This window comes from Salinivibrio sp. KP-1 (assembly GCF_000968645.1).
GTDB lineage: Bacteria > Pseudomonadota > Gammaproteobacteria > Enterobacterales > Vibrionaceae > Salinivibrio > Salinivibrio siamensis.
This window is the reverse complement of record NZ_LAQR01000036.1, coordinates 82036-96626: the sequence shown is the minus strand read 5'-3', so window position 1 is coordinate 96626 and position 14591 is coordinate 82036. Positions and strand designations below refer to the sequence as shown.

Genomic DNA, 14591 nt, shown 5'->3' with positions numbered 1-14591 from the left:
GCAATCGTGGTATTTAGCTCTGCCAATCGAGGATCACCTTGCCTGATTGGCCTGAGCACATCACATCAAAGCCTTGTTGAAAGTCATCCACGCTGTAGTGATGGGTGATGATCGGGGTTAAATCCAACCCTGATTGGATTAACGACGCCATCTTGTACCAGGTTTCGAACATCTCACGGCCATAGATACCTTTGATCACCAAGCCTTTAAAAATCACTTGGTTCCAATCAATCCCCATATCACTGGGTGGGATCCCAAGAAGCGCTATGTTGCCACCGTGATTCATGGCCGTCAGCATGCTATTAAACGCCGCCGGCACACCAGACATTTCGAGGCCAACATCAAAGCCTTCACTCATCCCCAGCTCTTCCATCACTGATTCCAGCGAGGTATTGGCGACATTGACCGCACGGGTCACCCCCATTTTGCGGGCAAGCTCGAGGCGATACTCGTTCACATCGGTGATCACCACATGACGCGCCCCGACATGGCGCGCCACCGCAGCGGCCATGATCCCAATCGGACCTGCACCGGTGATCAGCACATCCTCGCCCACCAAATCAAACGAGAGCGCGGTGTGGACGGCGTTGCCAAACGGGTCAAAAATCGAGGCTAAATCATCCGAAATCTCATCGGGGATTTTGAACGCATTATACGCAGGGATTACCAAATACTCGGCAAACGCCCCTTCGCGATTGACCCCCACCCCGACGGTATTACGACATAGATGGGTACGACCGCCACGGCAGTTCCGGCAGTGCCCACAGGTGATATGGCCCTCACCAGAGACACGGTCCCCCAGTGAAAAGCCACGCACTTCTTGACCAATGCCGACGACTTCACCGACATATTCATGGCCGACCACCATAGGAACAGGGATGGTATTTTGTGACCACTCGTCCCACTTATAAATATGCACATCGGTGCCACAGATGGCCGTTTTACGAATTTTGATCAGCAGATCGTTATGCCCCAGCTCAGGAAGCTCGGCCTCCGTCATCCAAATGCCGGGCTCCGCCTTGAGTTTGGCCAAGGCTTTCATGGTTGTTTGTGTCATGACATTACCCAATCAATTTCATCTCTTTGCCCACTTTGATGAAGGCATCAATGGCACGGTCCAGTTGCTCACGCGTATGCGCGGCTGACATCTGGGTACGAATACGTGCTTGCCCTTTGGGCACCACTGGGTAGGAGAAGCCCACCACATAGACACCCTCTTCCATCATCCGCTCGGCAAACTCACTGGCCACTTTAGCATCACCCAGCATCACGGGAATAATGGCATGATCAGCGCCCGCTAAGGTAAAGCCCGCTTCCGTCATGCGTGCACGGAAGTGTTGGCTGTTGTCCCAAAGCTGCTCACGCAAGTGATCACTTTCGGCCAGCATATCCAGTACGCGAATAGAGGCAGATACAATCGCCGGTGCCAGCGAGTTGGAGAAAAGGTAAGGGCGCGAACGTTGACGCAACCAATCAATCACCTCTTTTTTCCCTGAGGTGTAGCCTCCTGAAGCACCGCCCATTGCTTTGCCCAAGGTACCAGTGATGATGTCGACACGATCCATCACTTGATGATATTCGTGGGTGCCTCGACCGTTCTGGCCCATAAAGCCGACCGCGTGAGAGTCATCCACCATCACCAACGCACCATATTGCTCCGCCAGATCGCACACAGCCGGCAAATTCGCTACCACGCCGTCCATCGAGAAGACACCATCAGTCACAATCAAGATATTCGCCACACCGGCCGCTTTCGCCGCTTTTAGCTGGGCTTCCAACTCGTCCATATCGTTGTTGGCATAACGGAAACGCTTGGCTTTACATAAGCGCACGCCATCGATAATCGACGCATGGTTTAGCGCATCAGAAATAATGGCATCGTCTGGGCCGAGAATGGTTTCGAATAATCCCGCATTGGCGTCAAAGCATGAGGAATACAGGATGGTATCTTCCATCCCGAGAAAGTCAGATAACTTGGCTTCCAGGGTTTTGTGCGCATCTTGCGTCCCACAAATAAACCGTACCGACGCCATACCAAAGCCGTGCTCATCCATGCCTGCTTTGGCAGCGTCCACCAACTCAGGATGGTTAGCGAGCCCCAAATAGTTATTGGCGCAAAAGTTCAATACCTGCTGTTCATGATTGACGGCCACACTGGCCGCTTGTGGTGAGGTAATAAGGCGTTCACTTTTGTACAAGCCATCAGCTTTAACTTGCTCAAGCTGATGACGGATTTGCTGGTAGAAGGCAGCCGTCATCGCAATCTCCGTGCTGTGATGATTACTTTGGGAAGGCCGCCGCACACATTGTGTACGACGAATGAATGCTTGCTATCATGGCACGTTCGCGCGTTTTGTGCCAATAAGGGGCGCGAGACAGTGATTCATATCGTGTAATCACTGACAAACTGGGCGAATATCGCGCAATGCCACCACCGCCTAGAGAGATAGCTCAGTTCAATGTGTCCAGCGAGCGTGAGTCTTGGCGAACTAACTGCTGCTCGTAGTGGTCTATTAACGCAGTGATGGCCATTTGTCCCTGTGCCGATGTCAGAGGATGTAACAATGCCAGCATCTGCAAAATACCTTTGTAGATCACCCCTGCATGAATTTGCGTTTGGGGAGCTTGTGCACTTTGATAAAAAATCCAGCTCGACGCCACTTGCTTAAGCGTTTCTCCGACCGCAGACAAAGCACTGTCATTGAGACTCAGCCAACCGGCTTGACGGTAATGATGCAAAATGGTCATCAAGTTGGTTTGTAGCTGTTGCTGCGCCCCAAGATATTTTTGTTGCAGTGCTTCGTCACGACGCAAAATGTCCGGCAAATTGGCGTAAAAAAACCGATAACGCCACATCAAGCTAAAGGTCGCGTCCAAGTAATGCTGCAGCAAGGCTTGGGTATCATCACGAGGCTGACTAGGATCAAAGGCAAGGGCAAGATCTTGCGCGTATTGGTCGAATATACTGTGTATAATCGCTTCTTTATTACGGAAGTGATAGTAAAGGTTGCCCGGGCTAATCCCGAGTTCTGCTGCGATATGGTTGGTGGTGATATTCGGTTCACCATGTTGATTGAATAAAGCCAGTGCAGCATGGATAATTCGGTCTCGGGTTTTCATGTATGGTTCAGTCCTCTGCCCGGTTGATGCTTGACCATACTATCACAGTCAACAGTGATGGCGACGGGGTCTGTCGTCAGATAGAGATGAATTAGGTAACGATATGATTTTTGTGACTGGTGGTGCTGGCATGATTGGCAGCAACTTAGTAAAAGCACTGAACGAGCAAGGCTACCGTGACATCGTGGTGGTCGATAACCTCAAAGACGGCACCAAATTCGTTAACCTGGTTGACCTCGACATCGCGGACTATATGGATAAGGAAGATTTTCTTACCCAAATCATGGCCGGAGAGAACTTCGGCCCGATCGAAGCTATTTTCCACCAAGGCGCTTGCTCAGCGACCACAGAGTGGGACGGCAAATACATGATGCTCAACAACTACGAGTACTCGAAAGAACTGTTGCATTATTGTATTGACCGCGATATCCCCTTTCTCTACGCCTCGTCAGCAGCCACCTATGGCGGCCGCGACAGTAACTTCATTGAAGCGCCAGAGTATGAAGGCGCGCTGAATGTCTATGGGTATTCCAAGCAGCAGTTCGACAACTATGTCCGTCGTGTGAAAGAAGATGCCAAGGCCCATGGCGAGACTCTGCCACCGATTACTGGCTTCCGTTATTTTAATGTGTATGGTCCGCGCGAACAGCACAAAGGCAGCATGGCGTCAGTGGCTTATCACCTCAATCAACAAATTCTAAAAGGCGAGAACCCCAAACTTTTTGAGGGCAGTGATACCTTCAAGCGTGACTTTGTCTATGTCGGTGATGTCTGCGCAATGAATATTTGGTTCTGGCAGCAACAGATCAGCGGAATCTACAACTGTGGTACCGGCCGCGCCGAGCCTTTTAGTGCGGTTGCCAATGCGGTGATTGATTTCCACGGTCAAGGAGAGATTGAAGAGATCCCCTTCCCCGAACACCTAAAAGGTCGCTACCAAGCGTACACACAAGCCGATCTGACCAAGGTACGTGAAGCGGGATACACCGCCTCCTTTAAGACCGTGGCTGAAGGTGTCGCCGCTTACCTAGCCGAAATCAATCGCTAATAAAAGCAATTCGTCCCCCTTGATAGTGGGACGCGAGAAAGAGCAATGACAAAACAGCGACACGACTACGACGCGCACGCGTATAACCCAGAGTTCTCGCGTGCTTACTTAGCGCCTAAATACTGGGGCACGTGGCTGATGCTACTCATCGCAATGCCTTTCAGCCTTCTGGTGCCGGCGCGCGGTAAGCATCGCTTCGCACAATGGGTGGCGCGCAAACTGGTTAAAAAGAAAAAAGGCACGATCCTTAACGCCTGGCTTAATTTGGAAGCCTGCTTTCCCGAGAAATCCGCGCAAGCACGCGAAGCCATATTAGTCGACACCTTAACCACCGCAGGGGCTTTTTTGCTGAGCTTTCCGCTGATCACCTTGCGCAGTCGCCAGTGGTTTCAACACCACTGTGATGTGACAGGCATGGAACATATCACTCGGCACACTGATAACGACGAAGCGGTGATCCTCTTTGTGCCCCATACTTGGGCCATCGATGCAGCCGCGATTTTATTTGCCTCGCAAGGGCTCCCCGTGGCGGCATTCTCAAAACGACAAAAAAACCCGCTACTAGACTGGCTGATGCATCGCCAACGCGTACAATATGGCGGTAACTGTTATGAGCGCGAAGCAGGGATTAAGCCCTTTATCCGTGCAGTTAAGCGCGGATTTTTGGGATATTACTTGCCCGACGAAGATATGCGAGATGAGAGCAGCGAGTTCGTGCCGTTTTTTGCCACCACCAAAGCGACCTTGCCGAGTCTAGGCAAGTTAAGCAAAGTCACCCGCTCGCATATTGTCCCTGTGCTGTCAGGCTTTGATGCCCAGACGGGTCGGTTCGTCATCGAGGTTCACCCTGCGTTTAACGACTTCCCAACGGGAGACAGTCGCACCGACGCACGCATGATGAACCAACAAATAGAAACCATGCTCGACGGTCAGCTGGATCAATACATGTGGATCTTGCAGCTACTTCGTACCCGCGAGGACGGCCGTAATATCTACCAAGAAGCAAAGAGGAAACGGGCATCATGACCAGCGTATTAATCATTGGCCCATCATGGGTCGGCGATATGGTGATGTCGCAGTCTTTGTATAAAACCCTCAAGCAACAGCACCCGGATGCCAAGATTGATGTGATGGCGCCCGCTTGGTGCGCGCCGATTCTCGCGCGCATGCCCGAGGTTAATCGCAGCATTGAAATGCCACTCGGCCATGGCGAATTGGCACTTGGTAAACGTTACCAACTGGGGAAACGCTTAGCAAAACACGGTTATGATCGCGCCTACGTGTTACCTAATTCCGCAAAATCCGCACTGATCCCGTGGTTTGCAGGGATCCCGACGCGTACAGGTTGGAAAGGTGAAATGCGTTATGGCTTGCTCAACGACCTGCGTCCCAACAAGAAAGCGTTTCAATACATGGTTGAGCGTTATGTTGCCCTCGCTCACCCGCGCACCGAGATGCAAAGCTCTGCCTCGCTGGGTGGGCTCGACAACCTCCCTAAGCCGGCGCTAGACATCGATCCAGACGCCCAAGTGGCTGTCATCGCCAAACTGGGATTAAACCAAGACAAACCTGTGATTGGTTTATGCCCGGGGGCCGAGTTCGGGCCCGCCAAAAAGTGGCCAGAACAGCACTATGCTGAGGTCGCACGCCAAGCGCATCAACAAGGCTACCAAATTTGGCTTTTTGGCTCGGCGAAAGATGTTGAAACCTGTGAAAAAATTGCCGCTCTCGCAGAGCATGCGCCTAATATTCATGTATTGGCAGGCAAAACTAACTTAATCGAAGCCGTCGACCTTTTAGGCGCGTGTCAAACCGTGGTCAGCAATGACTCGGGGTTGATGCACATCGCCGCGGCAGTCAACTGCCAAGTGATAGCCATCTACGGCTCAACATCCCCCGATTACACCCCGCCGCTGACCAGTAAGGTCGATATTGTGCACACGGATATCGAGTGCCGTCCTTGCTTCCAGCGCGAATGTCCCCTAGGGCACTTAAAATGTTTAAACGATCTCGCCCCGAGCCGAGTTGTAAAAAGGATTCTAAAGTGAGCAGTATCAGCATGGCATCATCCAGTTCTCGTTACCTGAGTCATCAGTTGTATTACCAAATTACCCGCTTTTTCCTTTTTGGTTATGCCTTGTGTGCGATCGCATTTCCTGACGCGGGAGAAGTCTTTCGTGCAGGCTTTTTGCTATTGAGCCTGCCCTTGCTTTATACCCATTGGCCACAGCTTAAGAAAGACCCCATTGTCTGGGCATTTTTTGGGGTGATTATCGTCCAATGCCTGAGCTGGGCAAACAGCTTGATGCATATTCCTGACATTGCCAATAGCTACCCACATGTCGACCGGTTAGCAAAACTGTTTTTGCTCGTCCCCATTGGCCTCGCCTTACAAGGGCGTAAGGACGCTGTGATCACGCTCGCTGCTTGCTTTGTCTTGGGCGTGTTTATCGCCTGTTACACACAAAGCGACTTTGCAAACCAAATTCATAAACTGCTCCACACACACCGCGTGGACTTTGGTTTAAAGAATGCGCAGTACACCTCGATGTTGGGCGGTGTGATCGCGATTATTTCGGCGTTTAGCTTTTGTCTCGTCGACAAAAGCCGCTGGACGACGCGTACTTTTTTTGCACTTTCAGCCAGCTTGGGACTTGCTCTGACACTGGTCAGCCAATCACGACAAGTCTGGCTTGCCCTGGCGATCGTCATCGCATTAACGCCGGCGCTGATGTTTATGGTTGGGCTCATTAAAGGGAAGACAAAGTTACTCCTTGGCTATGCGTTTGTCTGCGTCACTCTATTTGCAATCAGCCAATCTGACTATATTCAAAACCGCGCGTTAAAAGAGAGCGCGGTTATTTCGAGCGTGGTCCAAGGCAACCTTGATAACATCCCGATGACCAGTGTTGGTGTCAGGCTCAACTCATGGTTAGCCGCTTGGGATGTCTTTCAAAACACCGCTTTAGTCGGTTTGGGTGAAAACGGGATTGGGTATGTTATCTCTTCTTCCGAGAAACTCTCAGAGCTGAAAAAAACGGTGCCTATGTATAGCAACCTATCGCACTTACATAGCAACCATGTAGAAACTCTGGTCGCCTATGGCTTGGCAGGCTTTGCATTGATTTTATTTACCTACTTCCAACTTGCTAGGCGTTGCTTTACCTATCGTGATGGTGCCGACAACAACAAAGCACTAGCATTCTTCTGCATCGCCTTTTTTATCTACTGGCTAACCATTAATGCCTTCGAAACCTTTAACAGCCGAAGCCTTGGCGTGTTTGCCTTTGTCATAATATCGGGCTGCTTTTACTCACTGGCTAGCACAAAAAACAATACACAGGGTGAAGACTGATATGCGTGTCGCGATTGTCGTCAATTGTCTCAAGCTCGGTGGGATGGAAAGGGTAGCGGTCAATTTATCCGATGCATTCACCGCCAATGGTGACGATGCCACGCTAATCTATCTTAAAAATCGACCACAAGACATAAAGCCGACGTCGGATGTGGACGTCCGCCTGTTTGATATTAAAAAATCAGTATTAAAAACCGGCATAGGTGCGCTTTATTACTTTATTTGTAAGCTGGTTAATGCGCTGGTCAGCAAAACGTTCCCGCTGCTCTTTGCCTATCCCAGTGCTTTTTTCTTCAAACGAAAACTCAGACAGCTCGAGGCGGAAAAAGGACAATTTGATCTGATCATTTTTCGCGGCCAAGGCACCTTTGAACAACTCTGGCCGCTGCATGATGACCGCTTTATTTATGTCTGTGAAAACATTATCAAGCCACAGCAATATGGCGTTTTATCCCGTGTAGTTTACCGAGCATTGTTCGACAAGAAACGTATTGTCTGCGTCTCAGATGGTGCCTACAACACGTTCCAATCTCTGACTCAAACACATGCCATCACACCATGCCAAGCCAGCGTGATTAGCAACCCTAATAACGAGGTATATATCCGTGAGCAGGCGGACAAGCCAGAGCCCGACATGCACCCTCGGCCTTTTATTCTTGGCTTGGGCAGGCTTACCCAAGTCAAGAACTTTACATTATTGGTCGAGGCATACGCGCACCTTGTTGAGACATATGATATTCCGCACGATCTGGTTATTGTGGGTGAAGGTAAAGACAGAGACAATATCGAGGCGTCGGTCAAAGCACTCAACATTGGACATCGGGTGTTTTTCAAAGGCGCGCGCAAAAATCCCTTCCCATGGTTTAAACACGCTGATCTTTTTGTATTGAGCTCAAGATTTGAAGGGCTCGGCATGGTATTGCTTGAAGCACTGGCCTGTGGCACCCGCGTCGTCTGTACGGACTCTCCTGGCGGTATTCACCAAATAATGGATGGCGAGCTGGAGAAATACCTTAGCGAACAAGAGCCTGAACCGCTCGCCGATAGTATGTACAAGTCCCTCTCCTCGTCATGGTCAGACGCAGAGCAAAACTACGTTGATGAAAAGTTGGCTGAGTTCAGCTGTGAGAAAATTGTGTCTGAGTATAAAAGGGCGTCTCATGTATAACCCAAAAGTAAGTATCATTATTCCTGTCTATAACGTTGAAGCTTTTATTGCTCAATGCTTAGAGTCAGTGCTCAATCAGACATATGAAAATCTCGAGATTATTTGCATCAATGATGGCTCTACTGATAGCAGTAAAGATATATGTGACAGCTTTGCGCAAAGAGATAACAGAGTTAGAGTCATTGATCAAAAGAATAAAGGCCTTTCTGGTGCAAGAAACTCAGGAATAAAAGATGCGAAAGGTGAGTTCCTATTTTTTCTTGATTCCGATGATTGGCTAGCTTTAAGTGCTATTAATTCTTTAGTCAAAGAATCTAAAGGTTATGATGTCATTTCGGGTGGGGTTTTAGCCTATAATGAATCCAACGGGGATTTTCGTCGTTATAAAAAACGAAGAAGCTCAAAAATAGATCTTAAAAAAGATTTTTTTCAGCTTGAAATTGTAGTTTGGAATAAACTATATAGAAAAGAAATTTTCAATGGGATTCGTTTTAAAGAAGGCCTAATACATGAAGACGAAGAGTTTTATTGGCAGGTTTTCTCCAGATCACCTAAAATAAAAATCATTGATGAAGACGTGATTTTTTATAGGGAAAGATCTGGATCCATTACTAAGAAATCCTCTTACAGTGATGAATACCAATACAATTATATTAGTATTATCGACTCTATCCATCCATTATCCCAAAAAAAGTCTGAGCTTGCTTACCCTTTTTATAAAACTTGTTTAAAGTTTCTTAAGCAACTCAAAAGAAAAAATGCACCATTTGAAGCTTATGAGCAGTATATAAAAAGAAAGTATGGCGTTGAAGACGCTCCTATTTTCAAGCTTAAACTAAGATTACTAAAGCTGTCACATTGGTGTGTAGCACGCGTAGCTCGTTTCCAGGATTAATTAATAGAGGTCATCATGATCACAGGCGTCGTCATTACGCTCAACGAAGAAAAAAACATCAAAGCGTGTATCGAGTCACTTCAGCAGGTGTGTTCTGACATTGTGGTGGTTGACTCGCAAAGCACGGATAGCACGCTTGCCATTGCAGAGCAACTCGGTGCCACCGTAGTCACTCAAGCTTACCTTGGTGATGGCCTGCAAAAAAACGTTGGCTTAGCGCACACTGACAATCAATGGATCCTGAGTATTGATGCTGATGAACGTCTTACCGAAGAAGCGGTGCAGCAAATCCAAGCGCTAGATTTAGTCAATACAGCGCATGATGCCTTTGCCTTTCGTCGCCGTAACCACATCGGCAGCCGCTGGATCAAACAGTGTGGCTGGTATCCAGACTACTGCATTCGCTTGTATAACAAGTCAAAAACTCGGTTTGCCGAAGTTAAGCAACACGCGGCCGTTGAGGCCAAAAACCCGAAACAGCTTGATTGCGATCTCATCCACTATTCGTTTGAGAACCTCGGCCAGCTGTTTGCCAAACCGGGGCGTAACTTTAGTGGCCGCGCCGCGAAAATCATGTATAAAAAGGGTAAGCGCGCCAACGCATTCTCACCGTTTATACACGGGCTCAATGCCTTTATTCGCAAATACTTGTTTCAACGGGGGTTTTTAGGCGGTGTCGATGGTATGACAGTCGCTTTGAGTTCAGCCGTCAATAGCTACCTTAAATATGCCAAGCTCTTGGAGTTTCAACGCGACCCTAAAGTGCTAGAAAACGAAGACTTCAATAAGGTGTGGTGACAATATGCACATTTGTCACGTCAATCTCGCGTCAGGCTTTAGTGGTGGGGAACGCCAAACCCTCACCTTAATCCAGCAACAAGCCCAAATGGGCTACCAGCTCACGGCGGTGGTGAACCCTAAAAGCCAGCTGCTCGACGAGCTTCGCGCGATACCTCAATGCCAGATCGTGCTTTGTCCGCACTACACTCGGCAACATGGGCGCTCAATCACTGCGACATGCGATCTGATCCATGTTCACGAAGGCCGTGCCATTTATTGGGCACTGTTTCAACACCTATTGCACCGCGTGCCCTACATAGTGACACGCCGCATCGATAACCCTTTAAAGAAAAAGTGGTTATCTCAACTGGCGTACCGCAAAGCCAGCGCGCTGGTCGGTTTGAGTTCGGAGATCATCCATCAACTAGAAAAACGCCACCCTGATGCCAAGTTAGTCAAAATCCCTAGCTCTCCTGTCACCTACCCTGTCTCGCAAGATAAGGTTGAGCAAATCAACGCGCACTTTCGTGGCAAGTTCTTGGTGATTCATGCCGCCAATATGTATGCGCATAAAGGCTTTGATGTCACGATTGAAGCTGCACGGTTACTAGCCGATACATCACCTGACATTCAGTTTTGCTTACTCGGTGACGGCAAAGAGCGTGACGCTTTAGAGGCGCAAGCTCAGGGGCTCACAAATGTGCAGTTTATGGGTAAACAAGCCAATATGGGAGATTGGTTCGCGGCGGCCGATTTGCTCGTTCACCCGTCCTATACAGAGGGATTGGGCTCAGTCATTTTAGAAGCGATGGCGGCAGGGCTTCCCGTGATAGGCGCTCGCGCGGGCGGGATCCCTGATATCATTGAGCATGGTGTCACTGGGCATCTGATTGACCCGGGCAATGCCAACCAGTTGGCGCAACATATCGCGGACATCACACAGCAAGATGCGCTTCGCGCGCACCTTATTAAAGGCAGCCACCAGCAAGCGGCTGCGTGTGATATCTCCCAAACCGCCATCACCTATCAAGATCTCTACCAACAAGTGATCACGCGCTAGCATCAGCCAATAATGCCTGTTTGACCTCAGGATAATGGTCAAGCAGCATGTTGAGTTGCTTATCATTGCCACCTTGGCGAATGTTCGCCTGCGCTAGACCAATCGCACGGTGCCGTTTTAAAGCAAGCGATGGATCGCTATATGGCACTTTCATGCACAGACTGCCTTGGCGGATTGCCATGATTTTTAGCCACAAGTCATCGGCGTTCGGCGCAAGCTGCATGAATAATGACTGATCGAGCACATCAGGATGAAGCGATTGCGGCGGATATAATATCCCCTCGCAGCCAGTGAGCATCAGATGATGACTGGGTGCAAAGAAGCTAGCGCAGTATTGCCAGCGTTTGTAGGGTCGCACTTCGCCACCACGGGTGGTGATTTTGTGTCCTCGATGCCCATAAATATGCCCCGGATGATGGCGGCAAGTGCGAATTAACCCTTCAATCATGCTGTGCGGATACATAACGTCGTCATCGACGGTTAAGATATAGGCCTCTGGTGCTAGTTTCAGTGTGGGAATGATCTTTTTATATGACTTGATATTGTCGCAATACCTCACCTCCAGCCCACGCTCACATTGTCTTTTTAGAGAATGAGGCAGATTAACGTCACTGTATTCCTTCTCATCCAGCCAAAGAATGATGCGGTTCGGTGGGCACGTCTGCTGCGCCAAGGATTCGATAACCAAGTACACTTCGTGCACCTTCTCGGCGAAAGAGGTTAAACTCACCACCAAGGGTGCATCAAAATAGGCTTTAGATGTCACCAGTGAGGCTGAATGAGAAAGCATCTGTTGGTGAAGTTGCTCTTGGCGAAGACGCGTGGCAAAAATGCTTTCAATATCCCGTTGGTTCCGATGCCGCTGTTTCCGCTCTCTAATACTTTTCTTTATTTTTTTAAGCATTCCCATGTTATCGCTGTTGTTCGCCGCTAAATGGCGCCAACTTTAGCACAGTTTCATCATCGCTTAGCGCTCACAACATCCAAGGCGTGAGCTATTACCGACAATCAAACATCAACAAATACTCATCAAGGCGCTATCATGGCGAAGTGCCATCAATAGGAGCTAACTTGTGCGCTGGATATATACACTCTTACTCACGCTTGCCGCCCCTTTTTTGCTTATTGGGCTGTACCGTAAACGGCCTGGTAAGCCTGCTGTTGGCGAGCGGTGGCGTGAACACTTTGGCGGTACGCCCAACGTAGGCGGTCAGCCTATTTGGCTCCATGCGGTGTCGGTGGGAGAAGTTCTCGCGGCAAAGCCGGTGATCAGCGCGCTGCAACAAGCCTATCCAGATGTCCCGATCTTGGTCACCACCACTACCGCCACCGGCGCAGAGCAGGCCAGGCGTCTTGATGGGATCATACACCGCTATATGCCGGTTGATTTTCCATTTGCGGTAAAACGTTTTCTCCGCACGGTGTCACCACGGGTGTGCGTGATCATGGAAACTGAGCTTTGGCCAAATACCTTGCATCATGTGGGTCGAGCGGGCATTCCCATTACGGTTATCAACGCCCGGCTTTCTCAAAAAGCTTGCCAACGCTATCAGAAAATCGCACCGCTCTTTCAAGCCATGAGTAAACATATCGACTTAATCGTTTGTCAGCATCAAAACGACCAAGCGCGCTTTGCAAGCCTCGGTGTCGCTGACGACAAGCTTGCGGTGGCTGGCTCGGTGAAATTTGATATTAAAGCCGTGGATCCGGCGTTGGGTGCCACACTTCGCCAAGCGCGCGGTGATCGCCCTTGCTGGATAGGTGCCAGTACTCACGCGGGAGAAGACGCCACCTTGCTCGCCGCTCACAGTGTATTACTGCGCGATTACCCAGACGCGCTACTGATACTGGTCCCTCGCCACCCTGAACGTTTTGATGATGTTGCCCAGCTAGTGGCTAGCCAAGGCCTCAGTGTGCAACGACGCACCGAGGGTGAGCCGCTGGCACTCAGTACTCAAGTTTATCTTGGCGACACCATGGGAGAGATGATGACCTACCTTGCTGGCGCAGATGTGGTAGTGATGGCGGGCAGTTTTCTGGGCACCAAAGTGGGTGGGCATAACCTGCTTGAACCCGCGGCGTTAGGCAAGCCCCTTTTAACAGGCCCAAGCTATTATAATTTCCAAGTGATTGGTGATGCTCTGATTGACGCTGGCGCCCTACAGGTGTGTAACGACAGCCAAGATCTCGCTGCCAAAATCGGGGCTTTTTTCAGTGCCCCCGCCCTTGCCGCACAGGCCGGCAACGCTGGGCTCTCTGTGGTGAAGCAAAATCGCGGCGCGGTCGAGCGCACTTTGCAGGCGATCGCGCCCTGGCTTAATCATCCACGCTAGTGCTACTTGCGGATATGGTTGTAGCCTTTTAATACGGCAGCCCAATCCTCGGGTTGCCAACGGATCTGACGCTTCTCTTTTTCTTTTTTAAACGAGCGATGAAGGCGGGCAAGGTTATCCTCTTTCCACTGTTCGCCATCGCGCTGTTGGCACTTATCGAAGTCAATCAGCCACAGCTTTCCTTTTCTATCACGCAGGATGTTGTGGATATTTAGATCGGTATGGCACACGCCTGCGTCGTGTAGGCGGCGAACCAAACGACCAATGGCACGATAATCATGGGCAAGTAAGCTATTTTCACTCAATACAGCGACCAGATCGCGTGCACCTGGAATTTTCTCCACCAAGATATCAGCACGATAGGTACGGCCGTTTTTTACCGCGCGTGCAGCGACAGGACGAGGCACAGGCATTTTCTTCTCGCGAAGATAGGCCAGTAAGTTGAGCTCAGCGCCACAACGGGTCGCCTCCCACCCTTGAAACCAATACTGATCCTTCACGAATTTACCAAACAAACCACCGCGATAGTAATGACGTAACGCCATCTCCATTTTCGGCCCTCGGATAAAGAACGTGGTACCGCGCCCTTTGGCTGAACCGGTGACAGCGGCTTGCTGGTGCCAAAAATGAATATCAAAATACTGGCGAGGGTCGCCCTCCACTAAAGCCGGATCGTACCAAATACACTCGTTTTCGCGTTGCTCTACTTCTATACTCACGGTTTTTCCTGTTTGCGCACTCACGCTAGCGCACATTAGTGTACCTTGCTCGTCAATGGATTCACAGGCGATACCTCACGGGACCGTAAGAACAATGCGTGATGGACAAGGAT

General features: G+C 49.8%; 14 protein-coding genes. 9 read left to right on the top strand and 5 right to left on the bottom strand.

Annotated elements, in window-relative coordinates:
- Positions 1-13 precede the first annotated feature (13 nt).
- From tdh to WN56_RS09175, 3 genes are all read right to left on the bottom strand, one after another.
- A complete protein-coding gene (gene tdh, locus WN56_RS09185; protein ID WP_108744014.1) occupies positions 14-1042 on the bottom strand; it encodes an L-threonine 3-dehydrogenase in 1029 nt (342 codons plus the stop codon).
- A gap of 19 nt (positions 1043-1061) precedes the next feature.
- Positions 1062-2258: a glycine C-acetyltransferase gene (locus tag WN56_RS09180; RefSeq protein WP_046074709.1), complete on the bottom strand. Its 1197-nt coding sequence runs from the start codon at positions 2256-2258 to the stop codon at positions 1062-1064.
- Between the two features lie 193 nt (positions 2259-2451).
- The gene (locus WN56_RS09175) at positions 2452-3120 is read right to left on the bottom strand and encodes a TetR/AcrR family transcriptional regulator (RefSeq protein ID WP_046074708.1); all 669 of its coding nucleotides are present in this window, start codon (positions 3118-3120) and stop codon (positions 2452-2454) included.
- 103 nt (positions 3121-3223) lie between these two features.
- Here WN56_RS09175 and rfaD point away from each other — a divergent pair, with 103 nt between their 5' ends.
- The 8 genes from rfaD to WN56_RS09135 are packed head-to-tail and all read left to right on the top strand — an operon-like array spanning position 3224 to position 11426.
- Complete coding sequence (gene rfaD, locus WN56_RS09170; protein ID WP_046074707.1) at positions 3224-4168, top strand: ADP-glyceromanno-heptose 6-epimerase; 945 nt, start codon at positions 3224-3226, stop codon at positions 4166-4168.
- A 45-nt stretch (positions 4169-4213) separates the two neighbouring features.
- Complete coding sequence (gene lpxM, locus WN56_RS09165) at positions 4214-5194, top strand: lauroyl-Kdo(2)-lipid IV(A) myristoyltransferase (protein WP_046074706.1); 981 nt, start codon at positions 4214-4216, stop codon at positions 5192-5194.
- The gene (gene waaF / locus WN56_RS09160) at positions 5191-6216 is read left to right on the top strand and encodes a lipopolysaccharide heptosyltransferase II (protein WP_046074705.1); all 1026 of its coding nucleotides are present in this window, start codon (positions 5191-5193) and stop codon (positions 6214-6216) included. The genes lpxM and waaF overlap by 4 nt, the downstream gene beginning before the upstream one ends.
- Entirely contained in the window at positions 6213-7523 is a 1311-nt protein-coding gene (locus WN56_RS09155) for an O-antigen ligase (RefSeq protein ID WP_046074704.1), read from the top strand. The genes waaF and WN56_RS09155 overlap by 4 nt, the downstream gene beginning before the upstream one ends.
- A gap of 1 nt (position 7524) precedes the next feature.
- Positions 7525-8691 (top strand): glycosyltransferase, encoded by a 1167-nt coding sequence (locus tag WN56_RS09150; protein ID WP_046074703.1) that lies wholly within the window; start codon positions 7525-7527, stop codon positions 8689-8691.
- Positions 8684-9586 (top strand): glycosyltransferase family 2 protein, encoded by a 903-nt coding sequence (locus WN56_RS09145; RefSeq protein ID WP_046074702.1) that lies wholly within the window; start codon positions 8684-8686, stop codon positions 9584-9586. Before WN56_RS09150 ends, WN56_RS09145 begins: the two co-directional genes overlap by 8 nt.
- A 15-nt stretch (positions 9587-9601) precedes the next feature.
- The gene (locus WN56_RS09140; protein WP_046074701.1) at positions 9602-10384 is read left to right on the top strand and encodes a glycosyltransferase family 2 protein; all 783 of its coding nucleotides are present in this window, start codon (positions 9602-9604) and stop codon (positions 10382-10384) included.
- 4 nt (positions 10385-10388) lie between these two features.
- The gene (locus WN56_RS09135; RefSeq protein ID WP_046074700.1) at positions 10389-11426 is read left to right on the top strand and encodes a glycosyltransferase family 4 protein; all 1038 of its coding nucleotides are present in this window, start codon (positions 10389-10391) and stop codon (positions 11424-11426) included.
- Here WN56_RS09135 and WN56_RS09130 read toward each other — a convergent pair.
- Positions 11416-12330, bottom strand: coding sequence for a hypothetical protein (locus tag WN56_RS09130; RefSeq protein WP_052708056.1), 915 nt, complete (start codon positions 12328-12330; stop codon positions 11416-11418). The genes WN56_RS09135 and WN56_RS09130 overlap by 11 nt on opposite strands.
- A gap of 169 nt (positions 12331-12499) precedes the next feature.
- Here WN56_RS09130 and waaA point away from each other — a divergent pair, with 169 nt between their 5' ends.
- Positions 12500-13759 (top strand): lipid IV(A) 3-deoxy-D-manno-octulosonic acid transferase, encoded by a 1260-nt coding sequence (waaA, locus tag WN56_RS09125; RefSeq protein WP_046074699.1) that lies wholly within the window; start codon positions 12500-12502, stop codon positions 13757-13759.
- 2 nt (positions 13760-13761) lie between these two features.
- On the opposite strand, the gene WN56_RS09120 is transcribed toward waaA, so the two are convergent.
- A complete protein-coding gene (locus tag WN56_RS09120) occupies positions 13762-14472 on the bottom strand; it encodes a 3-deoxy-D-manno-octulosonic acid kinase (RefSeq protein WP_046074822.1) in 711 nt (236 codons plus the stop codon).
- Positions 14473-14591 lie beyond the last annotated feature (119 nt).

What these genes read in the sequence shown, in the direction of transcription:
- tdh (WP_108744014.1), bottom strand. Translation starts at nt 1,042, where the DNA reads ATGAAAGCCTTGGCCAAACTCAAGGCGGAGCCCGGCATTTGGATGACG.
- WN56_RS09180 (WP_046074709.1), bottom strand. Translation starts at nt 2,258, where the DNA reads ATGACGGCTGCCTTCTACCAGCAAATCCGTCATCAGCTTGAGCAAGTT.
- WN56_RS09175 (WP_046074708.1), bottom strand. Translation starts at nt 3,120, where the DNA reads ATGAAAACCCGAGACCGAATTATCCATGCTGCACTGGCTTTATTCAAT.
- rfaD (WP_046074707.1), top strand. Translation starts at nt 3,224, where the DNA reads ATGATTTTTGTGACTGGTGGTGCTGGCATGATTGGCAGCAACTTAGTA.
- lpxM (WP_046074706.1), top strand. Translation starts at nt 4,214, where the DNA reads ATGACAAAACAGCGACACGACTACGACGCGCACGCGTATAACCCAGAG.
- waaF (WP_046074705.1), top strand. Translation starts at nt 5,191, where the DNA reads ATGACCAGCGTATTAATCATTGGCCCATCATGGGTCGGCGATATGGTG.
- WN56_RS09150 (WP_046074703.1), top strand. Translation starts at nt 7,525, where the DNA reads ATGCGTGTCGCGATTGTCGTCAATTGTCTCAAGCTCGGTGGGATGGAA.
- WN56_RS09145 (WP_046074702.1), top strand. Translation starts at nt 8,684, where the DNA reads ATGTATAACCCAAAAGTAAGTATCATTATTCCTGTCTATAACGTTGAA.
- WN56_RS09140 (WP_046074701.1), top strand. Translation starts at nt 9,602, where the DNA reads ATGATCACAGGCGTCGTCATTACGCTCAACGAAGAAAAAAACATCAAA.
- WN56_RS09135 (WP_046074700.1), top strand. Translation starts at nt 10,389, where the DNA reads ATGCACATTTGTCACGTCAATCTCGCGTCAGGCTTTAGTGGTGGGGAA.
- WN56_RS09130 (WP_052708056.1), bottom strand. Translation starts at nt 12,330, where the DNA reads ATGCTTAAAAAAATAAAGAAAAGTATTAGAGAGCGGAAACAGCGGCAT.